At 29.0% G+C, this 17,273-nt stretch carries 19 protein-coding genes; all 19 read right to left on the minus strand.

The genetic code is table 11. The annotated features are described in order from the left end of the window. Positions 1-2: 2 nt before the first annotated feature. The 19 genes from FMG_RS04500 to FMG_RS04590 all read right to left on the minus strand — a co-directional run bounded on the left by FMG_RS04500 (position 3) and on the right by FMG_RS04590 (position 17,273). Positions 3-455: an arginine repressor gene (locus tag FMG_RS04500; RefSeq protein WP_002836519.1), complete on the minus strand. Its 453-nt coding sequence runs from the start codon at positions 453-455 to the stop codon at positions 3-5. A 4-nt stretch (positions 456-459) separates the two neighbouring features. Beyond that, complete coding sequence (locus FMG_RS04505) at positions 460-1,218, minus strand: TlyA family RNA methyltransferase (protein WP_012290657.1); 759 nt, start codon at positions 1,216-1,218, stop codon at positions 460-462. Position 1,219: 1 nt separating this feature from the next. After that, positions 1,220-2,029: a polyprenyl synthetase family protein gene (locus FMG_RS04510; RefSeq protein ID WP_012290658.1), complete on the minus strand. Its 810-nt coding sequence runs from the start codon at positions 2,027-2,029 to the stop codon at positions 1,220-1,222. Continuing rightward, positions 2,022-2,258, minus strand: a complete 237-nt coding sequence (gene xseB / locus FMG_RS04515; RefSeq protein ID WP_012290659.1) for an exodeoxyribonuclease VII small subunit — start codon at positions 2,256-2,258, stop codon at positions 2,022-2,024. Before xseB ends, FMG_RS04510 begins: the two co-directional genes overlap by 8 nt. Next, positions 2,251-3,585, minus strand: coding sequence for an exodeoxyribonuclease VII large subunit (xseA, locus tag FMG_RS04520; protein WP_012290660.1), 1,335 nt, complete (start codon positions 3,583-3,585; stop codon positions 2,251-2,253). Before xseA ends, xseB begins: the two co-directional genes overlap by 8 nt. Further along, positions 3,572-3,985 (minus strand): transcription antitermination factor NusB, encoded by a 414-nt coding sequence (nusB, locus tag FMG_RS04525; RefSeq protein ID WP_002836525.1) that lies wholly within the window; start codon positions 3,983-3,985, stop codon positions 3,572-3,574. Before nusB ends, xseA begins: the two co-directional genes overlap by 14 nt. A 40-nt stretch (positions 3,986-4,025) precedes the next feature. Beyond that, positions 4,026-4,358: an Asp23/Gls24 family envelope stress response protein gene (locus FMG_RS04530; RefSeq protein WP_002837875.1), complete on the minus strand. Its 333-nt coding sequence runs from the start codon at positions 4,356-4,358 to the stop codon at positions 4,026-4,028. 50 nt (positions 4,359-4,408) lie between these two features. Then, positions 4,409-5,545 (minus strand): signal recognition particle-docking protein FtsY, encoded by a 1,137-nt coding sequence (ftsY, locus tag FMG_RS04535; RefSeq protein WP_012290661.1) that lies wholly within the window; start codon positions 5,543-5,545, stop codon positions 4,409-4,411. Then, positions 5,539-9,042 carry a chromosome segregation protein SMC gene (smc, locus tag FMG_RS04540; RefSeq protein WP_012290662.1) on the minus strand — a complete coding sequence of 1,168 codons (3,504 nt, stop codon included), beginning with the start codon at positions 9,040-9,042 and terminating at the stop codon, positions 5,539-5,541. The genes ftsY and smc overlap by 7 nt, the downstream gene beginning before the upstream one ends. Beyond that, the gene (locus FMG_RS04545; RefSeq protein WP_012290663.1) at positions 9,033-10,109 is read right to left on the minus strand and encodes an elongator complex protein 3; all 1,077 of its coding nucleotides are present in this window, start codon (positions 10,107-10,109) and stop codon (positions 9,033-9,035) included. Before FMG_RS04545 ends, smc begins: the two co-directional genes overlap by 10 nt. Further along, positions 10,102-10,818: a ribonuclease III gene (rnc, locus tag FMG_RS04550; protein ID WP_002837934.1), complete on the minus strand. Its 717-nt coding sequence runs from the start codon at positions 10,816-10,818 to the stop codon at positions 10,102-10,104. Before rnc ends, FMG_RS04545 begins: the two co-directional genes overlap by 8 nt. 2 nt (positions 10,819-10,820) lie before the next feature. Beyond that, positions 10,821-11,057, minus strand: coding sequence for an acyl carrier protein (locus FMG_RS04555; protein ID WP_012290664.1), 237 nt, complete (start codon positions 11,055-11,057; stop codon positions 10,821-10,823). Continuing rightward, on the minus strand, positions 11,050-12,021 hold the full coding sequence (gene plsX, locus FMG_RS04560) for a phosphate acyltransferase PlsX (RefSeq protein ID WP_012290665.1): 972 nt from the start codon (positions 12,019-12,021) through the stop codon (positions 11,050-11,052). Before plsX ends, FMG_RS04555 begins: the two co-directional genes overlap by 8 nt. A gap of 95 nt (positions 12,022-12,116) precedes the next feature. After that, positions 12,117-12,305: a 50S ribosomal protein L32 gene (gene rpmF / locus FMG_RS04565; RefSeq protein ID WP_002837903.1), complete on the minus strand. Its 189-nt coding sequence runs from the start codon at positions 12,303-12,305 to the stop codon at positions 12,117-12,119. A 94-nt stretch (positions 12,306-12,399) separates the two neighbouring features. Beyond that, complete coding sequence (locus FMG_RS04570; protein ID WP_002837914.1) at positions 12,400-13,581, minus strand: acetate/propionate family kinase; 1,182 nt, start codon at positions 13,579-13,581, stop codon at positions 12,400-12,402. A gap of 9 nt (positions 13,582-13,590) precedes the next feature. Beyond that, complete coding sequence (plsY, locus tag FMG_RS04575) at positions 13,591-14,187, minus strand: glycerol-3-phosphate 1-O-acyltransferase PlsY (RefSeq protein WP_012290666.1); 597 nt, start codon at positions 14,185-14,187, stop codon at positions 13,591-13,593. Then, on the minus strand, positions 14,187-15,503 hold the full coding sequence (gene der / locus FMG_RS04580; RefSeq protein WP_002841927.1) for a ribosome biogenesis GTPase Der: 1,317 nt from the start codon (positions 15,501-15,503) through the stop codon (positions 14,187-14,189). Before der ends, plsY begins: the two co-directional genes overlap by 1 nt. 110 nt (positions 15,504-15,613) lie before the next feature. Further along, positions 15,614-16,852: a serine hydroxymethyltransferase gene (gene glyA, locus FMG_RS04585; RefSeq protein WP_012290667.1), complete on the minus strand. Its 1,239-nt coding sequence runs from the start codon at positions 16,850-16,852 to the stop codon at positions 15,614-15,616. Continuing rightward, on the minus strand, positions 16,845-17,273 hold the full coding sequence (locus tag FMG_RS04590; protein ID WP_002837908.1) for a SoxR reducing system RseC family protein: 429 nt from the start codon (positions 17,271-17,273) through the stop codon (positions 16,845-16,847). Before FMG_RS04590 ends, glyA begins: the two co-directional genes overlap by 8 nt.

Consider the following 17,273-nt stretch of genomic DNA (forward strand, 5'->3'; position numbering starts at 1 on the left):
TTTTACCTAATTATTGATTTAATTTCTGATACTAATTTTTCCAATCCTGATTTATCTTCAACAGTTATATAAATAGTGTCATTGCCTGTTAGTATTCCTGCAATATTATCTAATTTAGCATTTGTAATTGCCATTCCACATACTGTTGCAGTGTGAGATATAGTTTTTATTATTACCATATCTTCGTTATGCTTGATAGTTAAAACTGCTGATCTGAAAATTTTATCTAATCTTTCGTTTAGTGAATCGTGTACAGTATCAATTATTGCATAATGATACTCGCCTTCTCTAGTTTGAACTTTCGAAATTCTCAATTCTTTTATGTCTCTGGAAATAGTAGCTTGTGTAGCTCTAACCCCATGAGCTTCTAAATAATCAGAAAGTTCTTCTTGAGTTCTTATTTCATTTTCTTCTATTAAGTCTAGAATTAATCTTTGTCTTGTGTATTTTTTCATTTTTCTACCTCAATTTATTAAATGCTGTTTCTACAACATCTTCGAATTTTATATTTTTATTATCCAAATTTGTGATATGGATTAAATACTCTATATTTCCACTTTTACCTTTTATCGGACTATTTGTAATCTCAGAAATATACATATCCTTATTATTTAGATAATTATTAATTTCATTTATTATAGATAAGTGTTCCTTTTTATTATTAATTATATGATTTTTGGACTTTAATTCAAACTGTGGTTTTATCAAAAACACCATTTCTCCATCATTTTTTAGCATTTTAACTGCATTTGGAATGATCATTTTCAATGATATAAAAGATACATCACATACAATTAAATCAAATTTCGGGTATTCATCTACATTAATATTTCGAAAATTAGTATTTTCAAATAACTTAACCCTGCTATCATGTCTAAGTTCATCAACCATTTGATTATCGCCGACATCAATAGCATAGACCTCTTTGGCATTGTTTTGTAATAGAACCTGAGTAAATCCACCCGTAGATGATCCTATGTCTAAACACAAATCATGTTCACCAATATTAAATACTTCAAAAGCCTTTAAAAGTTTTAAAGCGCCTCTACCAACGTATTCAGTGTGTTTTTTTACCTCAACTTCATCAGAATTTATCTCGAGTGATGGTTTCTTAACTAATTTTCCTTGATAATAAACCAGTTCATTTTCAATTAGAGCTTTTGCTTTTGTTCGAGAAGACGCAAATTTGTTTTCACATAAATACACATCAATTCTCATATTAATATTTCCTGTCCAACAATTTATTTGTAAGTTCAATCAAAGGTTGTGAATTATGAATATCTTTAATGCAATCTATGGCTTTTTGAGAGTAATCATTTGCGTCATAAATACCTTTTTCTTTTCCAAAAATAGTCACATAAGTTTTTTTATTAATTTTTATATCATTTTCATAATCCATTATGTCATCAATTATTTGAAAAGCCATTCCCAAGTTAAATGCGTAATTTTCAAGTTTCAATAAAGTAGTATGGTCAACTTTACTTAAGATTCCAGCAGATACAGTAGATGCTTTAAGCAGATTACACGTTTTTTTATCGTAAATTTCAATAATATTATCTTCGGAAATTTTACTGTCAATATCTAGTAGCTGACCTCTTATCATCCCAAAACAACCTGATTTCTTTACTATATAATTTGCACACATAGCGTCAACTTCATTTTTAATTGATTCAGATAAAACCTCAAAAGAGTAATTTAGTAACGCGTCTCCTACTAAAACTGCAATGTCTTCTCCATATTTTTTATGAACTGTTAATTTTCCTCTTCTATAATCGTCATTGTCCATACATTCCAAGTCATCGTGAACTAATGAATAATTGTGAATTAGTTCTATTGAAAGTGCATAATTCATAGGTTCAGAAATAGATTCATTAAACATCTGGTAAGTTAGCAAGAACAAAAGAGGTCTCAATCTTTTTGCTCCATCATCAACTAGAGTATACTTCATCGCTTCTCCAATTTTATCATTGGAAAAACTCAAGTCTTTTAATGAATTATTAATTAACTTTACAATTTCCTTATTATTCATTATCATCACTTAAAAGCATATTTATTTGAAAATCTTCTTCTTTGTTATCCTTAATCAAGGTCATTTTACCTTCTTGTTCTTTTAAAATAGAACTTAATCTTTTGTGAAGTTTCATGCCTTCTTCGTATAACTTTATATTTTCTTCAAGGCTTAACTCTCTATCTTCTAATTTTTCAACGATTTCACTAAGCCTTTTCAATCCTTCGTCATATTCTCTGTATTCATTCATTGAATTTCTCCTTATTTTGAACAAGTGTATCAAGTTTACCATCTTTCATTATCAGAATAATATTATCATTCTTCTTGACATCATCAACAGAAGATATATTCTTATCATCTTTTAATACTTTTGCATATCCCTTTTCTAAAATAGTGCTTGGATTAAGATGCAATAAGTTATTCTTATATGAATCTAAAATCAATTCTTTGTAACTAATATTTGAGATCAAATTTTTAATCATTGTTATTCGAACCTTATTTAGTTTGTCAATTTCCAAAGATAATAACTTGTCAGGTTTTAACAAATTTAATTTGTGATAAATATTTAATTCTTGATTGTATTTATCTACCAAATTTTTCTTATAAGCTTTCTTTAGATTTTCTTTAAGTTTTTGAAGATTATCCACATGTTCTTTAATTATGTTTTTCGGACCTAAAAATTCTAACTGCTTGCCGTAATACTCTAATTCTTGATTTTCATCTTCAAATCTTCTTGATAAAATTCTATTTATTTTAGCGTAACTTTCTTGTAAATAGATTTTTAATTCCTCAAAATCTGCTGTTGCTAATTCAGCGGCAGCTGTTGGAGTAGATGCTCTTAAATCAGCTACAAAATCAGAAAGCATAAAATCATTTTCGTGACCAACAGCACTGATAATAGGAGTCTTTGCATTGTAAATAGCTTTTAATAGATTTTCATCATTATAAGAATTCAAATCTTCAAAACTTCCGCCACCTCTTCCCACAATCATAGTATCTAAATTTTGATCGTCCATATATTTAATACCTTCAATAATAGATTGGGCAGATTGTTCTCCTTGGACAACACAGTGATATATCAATATATCGCAAATTGGATATCTCCTCTTTATTGTTCTACAAATATCATTTACAGCAGCACCTGTAGAAGATGTGATTACTCCAATAGATTTAGGATATTTAGTTATGGATTTTTTCGTTAACTCTGAAAAATAACCTTCTTTCTCAAGTTTTTCTTTTAACTCTAAATACTTTTGAAAAAGATCTCCAGTTCCAGATTTTTTACATTCTTTTACAAGTAGTTGATAAGTACTTGAACCCTGATATGTTGTTATACTTCCTCTTAGCTGAACTTTATCTCCATCTTTTAGATTTATAGTCTTTGCAAGAGACATCGTTTTGAATATCATACAAGAAATCAATGCCTTGTCATCTTTTAATCTAAAATACACATGTCCAGAAATATTTTTATTAAAATTCGAAATCTCGCCTTCAACCCACACGTTAGATAGAATCGGGTCTTTCTTTAATGTGTTTTGAATATAATCGGATATCTCTTTTACACTATAAACTTGCATTTTCTTTTCTCTTTAATACAGAGCCCAATATACCGTTTATAAAACTATATGATTTTTCAGTTGAATATTCTTTTGCTAATTCAACTGCCTCATTAATAGCAACACTATCTGGTGTACTTTCAACGTATAGAATTTCGCAAACTCCAACTTGTAAAATTGATAAATCTAGTTTATTAATTCTGTCCAAATTCCATTGCTTTGTATTATTTTCTATGATATTTACTATGTCATCAATATGTTCGATAAAGTTTAATACAATTTCTTTGAAAAATTCAATATCATTTTTATTAATATTCTGATATTTGCAAAATTCTTCAATTCTTTGCTTATCATAATCTCCGTTCATATTCATTTCATAGATTAATTGCATTGCACTTTTTCTTGATTGTCTTCTTGACATATTTCCTCCATGAAAATAACCCTCTAATTAGAGGGTTACTTTAAATACTTATTTTCTCACAAACAACATCTACATTTATGACAACTAACCCCGTCATCATGCCGATATTTTCTTTTATTTTCTTTTGCACCTTATAGCATACATCCTTGATGTTATATTCAGAATCTACTTCAATATGAGCTCTAACATTTACAGCATTATCTAAAATTTCGATGATTACTGATTTTTGAGCTCCTTTTTGTATATTTACTTTTTCTGATTGAGGTGTCATAATAGCTTTTACACCTTCAACTTCCATGCAAGCTTCCGCTGCAATAAGTGAAATTATGTCATTAGAAATCTTTACAGATCCGTTATTAAATTTATTATTCATATTATTCCTCCACACACAAATTTTATCAAAAAATGAAAAAAAATTCAATTTTAATTTATTATTGCTTCAATAAATTTTTCTGGTTCGAACTTTACCAAATCATTAACTTGTTCACCAATACCGATGAATTTTACTGGAATTCCTAATTCCATTTCTAACGGAAATATCATTCCACCTTTTGCAGTACCATCAAGTTTTGTAATTATAGCTCCTGTTAAATCTGTTGCATTCATAAATTCTTTTGCTTGAATAATTGCGTTTTGGCCAGTTGTACCATCAACAATAAGTAAAATTTCCTTTTTCGCTTCTGGATACTCTTTTTCAATAACTCTTTTAATTTTATTCAACTCGTTCATTAAATTCTTTTTGTTATGAAGTCTTCCAGCTGTATCACAAATTAAAATATCTGTGTTCCTACTTTTCATAGCGTTTACTCCATCAAAAACAACACTAGCAGGATCAGCTCCTTCTTTATGGCTAATAATATCAACTTTAGCTCTATTTGACCATTCTGTAAGCTGTTCAATAGCTGCTGCTCTAAAAGTATCAGCTGCAACCATTAAAACTTTTTTGCCATCTTTCTTGTACTTCATAGCTAACTTACCAATTGTAGTAGTCTTCCCAACACCATTTACACCTACTACTAAAATAATAGTTTTCTCATCTACATTTAAATTATTGTCTATTTTCTCATTAATTATATTTTCTTTTAAAATATCTGCTAGCACACTTTTTATTTTGCTTGGATCTTGAATATTTCTAAGTTTTACTTGATCTCGCAATTGACCTACAATTTTTAGTGTAGTATCCACGCCTATATCTGCTGAAATCAAAGTTTCCTCAATTTCTTCGAATAATTCCTCATCAACAGTTCTATAATTAGCCAATACTTGATCTATCTTATTAGAGATATTATCACGTGTCTTAAGTAAAGAGTTTTTTAATTTTTCAAAAAATCCTTCCTTACTTTCTTCTTTTTCTTCGCTAATTTCTTCTATTTGTTCTGTATTTGTTTCGTAATCAACTTCAGAATCTTCTTTTTTATCTTCAATGATTTCTTCGCTGTTTTCTTTATATTCATTTGATGGATCAGTTTCTAATCCATCTTGTTGTAAATCTTGTTTTGTATTTTTAATTTCTTCGTCGTCTTTTTTTGACTTAAACTTATCAAAGAACTTATTTAGCATATCTCTCTCCTATCTACATCTAATTTAATCATTTTAGATATTCCATCTTTTTCCATACTTATTCCATATAAAATGTTTGCTATTTCCATTGTACTCTTTCTATGTGTAATAATAATGAATTGAGTTTTTTCTTTAAATTTAATTAAATATTCTTTGTATCTTTTAATATTTATTTCATCCAAAGCAGCGTCTATTTCGTCTAATATACAAAAAGAAGATGGTCTTGTCTCAAAGATAGCAAAAAGCAAAGCTACCGCTGTCAAGGATCTTTCGCCACCAGATAATAAGTTTAGGCTTTGAAGTTTTTTCCCAGGCGGTTGAGCTGTTATTTCAATTCCTGAATTAAGCACATCGTCCTCCGTCAATTTAAGACTAGCATATCCTCCATTGAATAGCTGCTTGAAAATTGCCACAAATTTAGTATTAATTTCTTCAAATTTCTTTGTGAACACTTCTTTCATTTCTCTGTTAAGCTTATTAATTGCGCTCATGATATCTTCTCTTGATTCAATTAAATCATTTTTGTTTTTTGTCATAAAGTCAAATTCTCTTTTTACTGATTCATATTCTTGTATACTATCTACGGAAAATGATCCAATATTTCTTAAATCATTAGTGATTTTATTGATTTCTTTCTGACTTATTTTAATATCAGGATTAGAATCTATTGTATCTATATTAATATCATAAAGCTCATTAATATCTATTTTGATATTATTTAACTTCTCTGTTGTATTTAAAGCTTTCTCTATTAATGAGTTATTATTAATTTCTGTTTTTTGAACACTTGCATTTGAATCGTAAATAGATTGCTCAATACTAGATAAACTTGCTTTGAAATCATTTAAGCTTGATTTCATATCTAATATCTCACTGTTTAATTTAGAAATTACATCATCATAATCTACTGTTTTGGATTCTATATCATTTCTATTTATCGTATATTGCGAGATATTTTTATTAATTTCATCTATTTTAATAGAATTGGATTTTATGTTATCTTCCAAATAATCTTTTCGAATTATTGCGTCATTTAGCTGATTATTAAATATATTCAAATCTCTTTTATTAGAAGAGTATTCTGATTTCAAACTAATCATATTCATTTTGTCTGAGTTGTATTTTTCTTGTAATTTTTCTGTTTCAACATTTATAGTTTTTAAATCACATTCTAATTCATTAATTTGATTTTTTAAATCAGTTTCTTGTAAATCGTCAACTTCTGTTTGTGAAGTATTTGTATCCAATTTAAGATTAAAATCATTAATATTAGATTTCAAATATTTAATCTCAAACTGCTTGTCTTTTATATTGCTATTACTATCATCTATTTCATTTCGTAATTTTCCTATCTTATCTACAATAATCTCCAAATCACATTTGTTTTTATCAATTATATCGATATTTTCATCATAGGATTTTTTCAAAGTGTTGTATTCATTAACACAATTTTCATATATAGATTTAGCTGTATTCAAGCTATTTTTTGTAGAAAGTATAGAGTAATTGGATGGTTTTTTATATCCACCTACCATCGATCCCCAACTATTAATGATGTCTCCGTCTAATGTAACTATTCTAAAGTTTTTGTATCTAGAACCAACAGAGATTGCATCATCCATGTTCTCAGTTACAAGTGTTTTCTGTGCAAAATAATCAATAATATCTCGATACTTTTCATCTGATTTTATAAACTGATTCAAGTGGCCAAGAACTAAATTGTCATTTACATAATTTAGATTTCTTGGTTTTATTTTATTTAAAGGTAAAAATGTTAGCCTACCAATCTTATTAACTTTCAAAAAATTAATTAATTCCTTGCCATCATTTTCATTTCTAACTATGATATTTTGAAAAGCTGATGACATTATAGCGTCTACAGATTTCTCGTACTTTTTGTCAACACTTATCAAATCTCCGAGGGTTCCGATTACTTTCTCATGTAATTTACTATTTATTTTTTTAAAGAAATTTTGAACAGTGAAATTGTATCCTTCATGATTATCTATAGTATTTTTCAAAAACAAATATTTGTTTTTATTAGTTATGGATTCTTCTTTTAAGCTAGATAATTTGTCTCTTAGATTCAGTAAATATTTTTCTTTTTCTTTTATAATGCTAGAAATTCGCTCTTTATCATTATTTAAATCACGCAAACTTTTATCAAAATCACTTATGATTGTTTCGTAATTTCGTAATTCTTCTTCTAATCGATTTAATTTTAATTCAGATTCTTCTTTGTGCTTTCTTATCTCTGATATTTCCTTTAATCTTTCTTTTTCAATAGCATCTCGTGAAGATTTTTCTATGATATGTTGCGTGTAAATTGATTGTAGTCTATTTAAGTCTTCGGATTTCTTTTCGCTTAATTGTTTTTTTATATTAAGTTCGTTTTCAAAATCATCAATGTTGTATGTTTCTAAATTAGAATTTATTTCTTCAATCTTTTTCTCAGAGTCTTCTATTGTTTTTCTTAAGTTATCAATTTTTGTAATTAAATTTTTAACTTCTAATGAAGAATTCTCATTTTCTTCTGTTAATCTTTCTAATTCTGATTTGCTATTTTTAAGTCTTTCATCATTCAATTGAATATCTGATTCATTTTTTATTTTTTGACTTTTAATATCATTCAAATTAGAAATCTTTAATTCTACATCAATATCAATCTTATTTATATTTTCCAATAGTTCATTTCTTTTGTTTTCATATTCTACGAGTTTAGATTTTATTTCGATTAAACTTTGGTCATTAATTTCTTTTTTATCGATGACATCACTTAATGTTATAGAAAGCTTTTCGATATCCAATATAGCTTTTTGGATTTCCATCTCTTTTAGTTGTTCTTCTAGAACCATACCTTTTTTAGCTTTGCTGCTTTCTTTTTCTAAATATTTTAATCTATCAATTTGGGAAACAAGTATATCTTCAATTCTTAGTAAATTTTCATTAGTTTGCTCTAGCTTTTTTACACTTTGTTCTTTGATATATTTTTGTTTAGAAATTCCAGATGCCTCTTCGAATAATTCTCTTCTATCTTCACTTTTTGATGACAAAATTTCATCGATTTTACCTTGACCTATTACAGAATATCCTTCTTTTCCGATTCCTGTATTTAAAAATAGTTCCTTAACATCTTTCAAACGCACTTGGTTTTTATTGATATAATACTCACTCTCGCCCGTTCGGAAAACTCTTCTAGTTACAGTGATTTCTTGATAATCAATGTCTTTCCATAAGTCATTTTCAAATGTAATCGAAACTTGTGCAAAGTTAACAGCTTTTTCCTTTTGGGTTCCTGCAAATATAACATCCTGCATTTTATTACCACGTAAATTTTTTGCAGATTGTTCTCCTAAAACCCATAATATGGCGTCGGAAATATTTGACTTCCCACTGCCATTTGGCCCAACAATTGCTGTAATGGGATTATCAAAATTCAATTTTATTTTATCTTTAAAAGATTTAAAACCTTGTATTTCAACCGATTTTAATCCCATAGACTTACCTCTTTTTCGATATTTATAAATATATTTTTCAAATCAATATCAACTCGATTAGTGTGATTTATCAATATAAAATTATTATCTGAATTGCAATATTTTATATTTTTAAATCCATATTTCTCTGAAAAATATTTTTTATTTTCTCTATTATATCCAACAAAATTATTTAATATATTTGGCTTTACATGTATTTCTAAAGTTTCAGGATTATTATCTTCTAAAATATAATCTACAACTTTCCTGTACAAATTATCTTCTACAAGTTGTCTGTAATTCGGATGAATTGCTCCTGCAATTACATCTTCGCCTTCTTTTATGTTATCAGTATTTAATAAACCTAGTCTAATAACCGGTATGTTAGCGTTGATAAATTTCAAATATATTTTGGTACTCTTTTCTACCGAATCATGTAAATTTTCAGGAATATATTTATTCTTATTAGTATAAGTTTCGAGCATTGTGTTTTTAATCACCAAAGTTGGATATATTCTTACGAAATCTGGCTTTAACTTAATTAATTCTTCTGCGGTATACATGTCCATCTCAGATGTAGACTTATATAAACCTGTCATCATTTGAAGCCCCAATTTGAATCCAAATGATTTGATAAGCTTCGTAGACATCTTAACGCAACTACTATTATGGCATCTTAAATTAGCATCTAATACACTATTAACCATTGATTGAACTCCCAATTCTATGGTTTCTACGTTAAATTCTTTAAGAATATTTAAAATATGTTCATCAATGTAATCAGGTCTTGTTGAAAGTCTTATTGATCTAACTTTACCGTCTTCAATAAATTCATTAGCAATTTTTAAATAGTCAATCATTGCAGATTCTTCAATACCTGTAAATGATCCACCGTAGAAAGCTATTTGGATTTGCTCTTGAGACTTATCCGGAAAGTTTGCAAGTTGGCTTTTAATTTCGTCTCGTATCTCATCTTTTTTAACAACTTCAACATAATTTGTTATTTTACGTTGATTGCAAAAAATACAATCATTGGGACAACCTAGGTGAGGTATAAACAATGAAACAATGTAATTTTTTTTACTCATCTATAACCCTTAACTTAATCAAGGCATTTCTTGCAGCGTCCTGTTCTGCATGTTTTTTTGAAGACCCAAATCCAGACCCGATTACTAAATTACCTTCATAAACATCAACATAGAATTTCTTATCGTGATCCGGTCCTTCTTCTTTAACAATCTTATATTTTAATTTATCTCTCGACTTTTTTTGATTGTTTTCTTGTAACATAGTCTTATAATCAATAAAACTAGACTTTGTTTCTATTTCAGCTATGAATAGACTTTTAAACTTATTTTCTACAATTTTAAAAGCCGATTCATAACCAGAATCTAAATATATAGCACCAAATACTGCTTCAAATGTGTCGGCAAGTACACTAGGCTTTTCGCTTCCACCCGAAATAAATTCACCATGGCCCATCATTAAGTATTTACCTAATTCTAAATATTTAGCCATATTTGAAAAAGATTTTTCACATACCATTTGACTTCTAATCTTAGTCATAGCACCTTCTTTTAATGAAGATTTACTATTATATAAGAAATCACTGACTACTAAATCTAAGACTGAATCTCCTAAAAATTCCAATCTTTCATTAGAAATGTTTTTATATGCCTTGTTCTCATTGCCATATGAGCTATGAAAAAAAGCCAGGTTTAACAGATTAATATCTGTAAACCTGTAATCTAATTTTTCTTCTAGTTCATGTAGCTTTTCAATTCTAGCTTTATCCACTTTTATTTTCCTTGTGCCCTTTCGATCTCATTAACTACATCTTCTACATTTTTTAATTCTGATAATTTTTCATCATCAAGCTCTATATCAAATTCTTCTTCTACGTCCATCACTATTTCTAATAAGCGTACTGAATCTGCTTGCAAATCTTCTACAAATCTTGTTTGTTCATCTATATCATCTCTGTTAAATTCGTTTTTCAACCCTTCAACAACTTTTTCATAAATTTCTTTATTCATTAGTTAACTCCTTTTTTAATTTATCCGTAACATCTTCTTCAATAAATTTTATCAAAGTTAAAATACCAGACATAATAGCATTCCTATTTGATGAACCATGAGCTTTAAATACAGGCTTTTTAGTTCCTAAAAATGGTGCTGAACCTACACTGTTATAATCAATTCCAGAACTCATTGATTTAATCATTGGAATAATAATTTGTTGTGATTTTTCATCAAGCTTAGATAATTTTGACTTAGCCAATGTTTTTATAAACTCAACAGATCCTTCTATTGTTTTTAAAAGAATATTTCCTGAAAAACCATCAGTCACCACAACATCAAAATCACCTTTTAATACATCTCTCGCTTCAACATTTCCTTTGAAGTAAGGATAATTTGATAATTTTTGGTATGTTTCTAGCCTTAATGAATCTCCCTTATGTTCTTCGACTCCTATGTTTAATAATCCTACTTTGCAATCTTCTTTTCCTAAAATATTTTTAGAATAAACATATCCCATTTTTGCAAATTGCTCTAATAAATCAGATGTAACATCAACATTTGCACCTACATCTAATACTACTACTTCACCCTTTAGGCTAGGTACTGTTACCATTAAACAAGGTCTAGATACATTATCAAGCCTTTTTGTTATAAGTGTAGCTCCTGTCAATAAAGCTCCTGTAGATCCTGTTGATAAGAACCCATCGTAATCTTCGTTCAGTAAATCAAAGCACTTTCTCATACTTGAATCTTTTTTGGATCTTATTGCTTTTGTTGGTGATTCATTATTTTCAATAGTTTCTGTAGCATTTACAAAATCTATTTTTTCTTCAAATCTTTTATTTACAATATTTCTATTTTCTTCTTCATTTCCTACTATTGTCAAGTTAAAATCTTTTTTTTCAAGGGCCATTATAGCTCCTTCTATTAATTCTGATGCTCCCTTATCGGAACCCAAAGTATCTAATAAAATTTTCATACTTCACCTCTAGTATATTCTATCACAATATTGTATGTTATAACATCAAACAAATAAAAAAGCCGCTTAATGTTAATTAAACGGCTCTCTTTTGATTAGTTTTGTTCTGAATTATCTACAACTTGTTTTCCATCATAATGCCCACATTCTTTACATACTCTGTGAGGTAATTTTGGAGATCCACAATTAGGACATGTAGTTATAGTAACTCTTGGTAATTTATACGAAGAAGCTCTTCTTTTATCTCTTCTAGTTTTAGAAGTTTTTCTCTTTGGTACTGCCATGCTACACCTCCTTAAGGACTTCAGTCCTTAAAATTTATACAAACAACGTAGTTAATTATAATATAATAATGTTAAGTTGTCAATAAAAATATTATTATTTTGCTAGTTCTAAAGTGTCTCTAGCAATCATTAATTCTTCATTAGTTGGAACAACATAAACTTTAACTTTTGAATCATCAGCTGATATTAAAGCTTCTTCACGAGTGTTGTTCTTTTCTAAATCTAATTTAACTCCTAATTCTTCAAATGTATCTAAGATGTCTTTTCTCATTGATGAAGAATTTTCTCCGATACCACCAGCGAAGCAAATTGCATCAACGTGACCTAATTCAGCCATATATCCGCCAATATATCTCTTTACTCTTTCAATAAACATATCAAGTGCTAATTGAGCTCTATCATTTCCTTTTTCAGCTTCTTCTTCTAAGTCTCTAAAGTCTGAACTAATTCCAGAAACTCCTAATACACCAGATTTTTTATTTAAAATTTGGTTCATTTCATCAGCTGAATATCCTTTTTCGTTCATTAAGAATGTCATTACTGTTGGATCCAAATCTCCACTTCTAGTTCCCATTAAAAGACCTTCCAATGGTGTAAGTCCCATTGATGTATCATAGCATTTTCCGTTTTTAACAGCTGCTATAGATGAACCATTACCTAAGTGAACTGTTATAATGTTAATATCTTCTTTACCTAATAATTGTTGAGTTCTTAAAGTAATATATCTGTGGCTTGTTCCGTGGAATCCGAATTTTCTTAATCTGTAATCTTCATAGTATTCGTAAGGAATAGCATACATGAATGTTTTAGCTGGCATTGTTTGATGGAATGCAGTATCGAATACAGCTATGTTTTTCTTTCCAGGAGCTAATTTTTCACAGGCTTCAATTCCCATTAAGTTAGCTGGATTGTGAAGTGGTCCAAATTTGATAAATTCTCTGATCTTGTCTTTTACTTTGTCGTCAATAATGCAAGATTCAGTTAATTTGTCACCGCCGTGTAGTACTCTGTGACCAATAGCAGAAACTTCATCTAAGCTCTTTATAACACCATATTTTTCGTCTAATAAAGCATCGAAAACATGGTTAATGGCTTCAGTGTGATCTTTCATTGGTTCTTCTACTACTAATTTTTCCCCATTAACTTTATGAGTTAATTTAGAACCTTCGATTCCAATTCTTTCTACTAATCCTTTACATAATACACTTTCATCAGTCATATCAAATAATTGATATTTTAATGAAGAACTACCACAATTGATTACTAATACTTTCATTTTTTCCTCCTAATTTTTACCTAATTTACTTTCTTTTCCATGAATCAGTCTATTTATATTTGATCTATGCTTAAATAATGAAATTATTCCGAGCAAAATATAAATTAAACCAATGTAAAAGTCTTTTCTGATGTAAATTAATCCATATATAACAGCTGAAATACATCCCAATACACTTCCTAATGAAACATACTTGGTCATAAGTACAACTATTAAAAACAATATTAATAAAATTAAAACTTGTAAAGGTTGAGCAAACAATAATACACCAAAAGATGTAGCGATGCCTTTGCCACCTTTAAAATTATATAAAACTGGTAATATATGTCCTATTACACACAAAAGCCCACATACTAGTATACCTAAACTTCCATAAAATTTAAAGCCTAAATACGCACATAATAATCCTTTGAAAAAATCTATCAAGAATGTTGCTAAACCAACCTTTACTCCATACACTCTCAAAGCGTTAGTTGCTCCTGCGTTTTTACTTCCATAGTTTCTTATATCTTGTTTGTAAACCAACTTTGAAATAGCAATAGATCCACTAATATTACCTATAAAATAACATACTATACCAAGGATTATTAAATATAAATAATTCACTATTTTCCCCTAGTCTTAAATTCAAATTGCAATGGAACACCTTCAAAGCTGAAGTTTTCTCTTAGTTGATTTTCGATATATCTTTGGTACGAAAAATGCATCAAATCATTTCTGTTGATAAACACCAAAAATTTCGGTGGTCTAGCTTCTATCTGAGTAATATAAAAGATTTTCAAGCGAACACCTTTATCTGATGGTGGCGGATTTAATAATACAGCTTTTGATATTACATCATTCAAAACACCTGTACTGATTCGCATAGAATAATTATTATCTACTTTTTCGATTTCGGTAAACAAAGTATCTATTCTTTTATTTTCTTTTACACTAATAAAAACAATAGGAACATACATTACAAATCCTAATTTTGTTCGTATATCTTTTTTGAAATCATTCATAGTGTTGGTTTGTTTTTCAACAAGATCCCACTTATTTACAAGAATAATCATAGCTTTCCCTTGGTCATGAGCATACCCTAATATTTTAGTATCTTGCTCACTGACACCTTCAGTGGCATCTATCATTAGAACGCAAATATCTGACCTATCAATTGCTGACAAAGTCCTGACAACAGAGTATCTTTCAACTTCCGTGTCAATTTTTTTTCTTTTTCTTAGACCTGCTGTATCTATGAATATATACTCATTTCCTTTGTAATTAATTTTGGAATCTATTGCATCTCTCGTTGTACCTGCAATATCTGTAACTATCATTCTTTCTTCGTTCAATAAGTTGTTGATTAAAGAACTTTTACCAACATTCGGTTTTCCAATCAGACAAACTTTCGTAATATCATCATCAGATTCTGTATTTGAATTATCATCAAATTTAGACACCACAGCTTCAAGTAAATCTCCAAGTCCCATTGAATTTGAAGCACTTATTGGAAATATTTCATAAAATCCTAGATTGTAAAAGTCATAAACATTGTCTTGTTGTTTTATATGGTCAATTTTATTTACAACTAAAATTACACTTTTTTTTGTTCTTCTAAGCATATCTGCAACTTCCATATCAATTGGAGTTATGCCTTGTTTACCATCTACCATGAACAAAATTACATCTGCAGTTTCAATCGCAAGTTCAGTTTGTTTTTTTATATTTTTAGTTATAATCTCATTACTTTTAGGTTCCAAACCACCCGTGTCTACGACTGTAAAATATTTATTTTGCCACTCAGCTTCCATGTACAATCTGTCTCTTGTAACACCTGGATCATCTTGAGTTATGGCGATTCTTTTTTTAATTAATTTATTGAACAATGTAGATTTTCCTACATTAGCTCTTCCTACAATAGCAACAACTGGTTTTGCCATGTTATCACCTCATTTCTCTATAAATGATACCATAAAATGTGTCAAATATACAATAATTCATCAAAAAATAAAGCTAATACTAAACATTAGTCTAGTATTAGCTTGAAATTTTATCTATTGATTGGGAATTGTTTCATCAATTCAACAACATCATTTTTGATTTCTTCAGCAGGTCTGCGTTTCTTTAATGCATCTATCATAAATTCAGCAACTTTTGTAGCTTCTGCTTCTTTCAAACCTCTAGTTGTAATAGCTGGAGTACCAATTCTTATACCACTAGTTACAAATGGTGTTTCAGGATCGTTTGGAATAGTATTCTTATTAGTTGTAATATTAACTTCACTCAATACATTTTCAGCTTCTTTACCTGTCATACCGAAGCTTCTGCAGTCGATTAATAATAAGTGATTGTCTGTACCACCAGAAACTAATCTTACATCATTATCTAAGAAAACTTTTTCCATTGCTTTTGCATTCTTCAAAATTTGATGAGTGTATTCTTTGAATTCAGGTTGTAAATCTTCTTTAAAGCATACTGCTTTTGCTGCGATAATGTGTTCTAATGGACCACCTTGGAATCCTGGGAACACTGATTTATCTAGTAATTTTTTATGTTCTTCTTTGCAAAGAATAGCTCCACCTCTTGGTCCTCTTAATGTCTTGTGTGTAGTTGTTGTTACAAAATCTGCATAAGGAACTGGGCTTGGATGATCCCCTGTAGCTACTAATCCAGCAATATGAGCCATGTCTACCATTAAATAAGCGCCAACTTCATCTGCAATTTCTCTGAATTTTTTGAAATCTATAATTCTTGGATAAGCTGATGCACCAGCTACGATTAATTTTGGTTTATGCTTTAAAGCTAGCTCACGAACGTTTTCATAGTCGATAGTTCCAGTTTCAGGATCTACCCCGTAATCTACGAAGTTATAGAATTTACCAGACATATTTACTGGTGATCCGTGAGTTAAGTGTCCACCTTCTGTTAATCTCATACCCAATACTGTGTCACCAGGTTTTAACACTGCAACATATACAGCAATATTAGCATTGGCACCGCAATGAGGTTGAACGTTAGCATGATCTGCGTTAAATAATTTTTTTAATCTATCTATAGCTAATTGTTCTATTTTATCAACATGTTCACAACCGCCATAATATCTTTTACCAGGATATCCTTCAGCATATTTGTTAGTTAATTCAGTTCCCATAGTTTCAAGTACTGCTTTTGAAACAAAGTTTTCTGAAGCTATCAATTCAATATGTTCTTCTTGTCTTTTGATTTCATCATTAAGATATCCGAAAACCTCTGGATCAAAATTCTCTAAATTTTGTCTACAATTATTCATACAAACCTCCAATTATTTTCGTGATATGAACTAAGTCCTTATCAACAAATTTTTTATCTATAAATTTTACAATTATATAGCCAATTAGTAATCCTACTAGCCCTATACCGAAAGATGCTAATTCAAAATTTCCTATCTTATTTTCTAAAATAGAATAAGATGATATAAGAGCAATTAGGAAAAATGTTAAAGGCACTAGATACAGCAATGCAGTATATTTAAGCATAGAAGAATCGTCACCAGAAATTTGGACTCTATCTCCTACCTTTGCACTTATATAATTTGCACATTCGATAACTTGTGTTTGATGTTCACAACCCGAACATTTGCTGCAGCCTTCGCCACCACATGCACCTTTTCTAGTAATTAGAACAGATGCTTTGGTAGATTCAGTTTTTATAACCATTCCTTCTTTTGCCAT

The sequence above is a fragment of the Finegoldia magna ATCC 29328 genome (assembly GCF_000010185.1).
GTDB classification, from domain to species: domain Bacteria; phylum Bacillota; class Clostridia; order Tissierellales; family Peptoniphilaceae; genus Finegoldia; species Finegoldia magna_H.

Bases quoted from the DNA above. Each gene is read 5' to 3' on its own strand.
- glyA (WP_012290667.1), bottom strand. From the start codon at position 16,852: ATGAATAATTGTAGACAAAATTTAGAGAATTTTGATCCAGAGGTTTTC.
- FMG_RS04570 (WP_002837914.1), bottom strand. From the start codon at position 13,581: ATGAAAGTATTAGTAATCAATTGTGGTAGTTCTTCATTAAAATATCAA.
- nusB (WP_002836525.1), bottom strand. From the start codon at position 3,985: ATGTCAAGAAGACAATCAAGAAAAAGTGCAATGCAATTAATCTATGAA.
- smc (WP_012290662.1), bottom strand. From the start codon at position 9,042: ATGGGATTAAAATCGGTTGAAATACAAGGTTTTAAATCTTTTAAAGAT.
- FMG_RS04510 (WP_012290658.1), bottom strand. From the start codon at position 2,029: ATGAATAATAAGGAAATTGTAAAGTTAATTAATAATTCATTAAAAGAC.
- ftsY (WP_012290661.1), bottom strand. From the start codon at position 5,545: ATGCTAAATAAGTTCTTTGATAAGTTTAAGTCAAAAAAAGACGACGAA.
- FMG_RS04545 (WP_012290663.1), bottom strand. From the start codon at position 10,109: ATGAGTAAAAAAAATTACATTGTTTCATTGTTTATACCTCACCTAGGT.
- rpmF (WP_002837903.1), bottom strand. From the start codon at position 12,305: ATGGCAGTACCAAAGAGAAAAACTTCTAAAACTAGAAGAGATAAAAGA.
- xseB (WP_012290659.1), bottom strand. From the start codon at position 2,258: ATGAATGAATACAGAGAATATGACGAAGGATTGAAAAGGCTTAGTGAA.
- FMG_RS04590 (WP_002837908.1), bottom strand. From the start codon at position 17,273: ATGGCAAAAGAAGGAATGGTTATAAAAACTGAATCTACCAAAGCATCT.
- FMG_RS04555 (WP_012290664.1), bottom strand. From the start codon at position 11,057: ATGAATAAAGAAATTTATGAAAAAGTTGTTGAAGGGTTGAAAAACGAA.
- plsX (WP_012290665.1), bottom strand. From the start codon at position 12,021: ATGAAAATTTTATTAGATACTTTGGGTTCCGATAAGGGAGCATCAGAA.
- FMG_RS04505 (WP_012290657.1), bottom strand. From the start codon at position 1,218: ATGAGAATTGATGTGTATTTATGTGAAAACAAATTTGCGTCTTCTCGA.
- FMG_RS04500 (WP_002836519.1), bottom strand. From the start codon at position 455: ATGAAAAAATACACAAGACAAAGATTAATTCTAGACTTAATAGAAGAA.
- xseA (WP_012290660.1), bottom strand. From the start codon at position 3,585: ATGCAAGTTTATAGTGTAAAAGAGATATCCGATTATATTCAAAACACA.
- der (WP_002841927.1), bottom strand. From the start codon at position 15,503: ATGGCAAAACCAGTTGTTGCTATTGTAGGAAGAGCTAATGTAGGAAAA.
- FMG_RS04530 (WP_002837875.1), bottom strand. From the start codon at position 4,358: ATGAATAATAAATTTAATAACGGATCTGTAAAGATTTCTAATGACATA.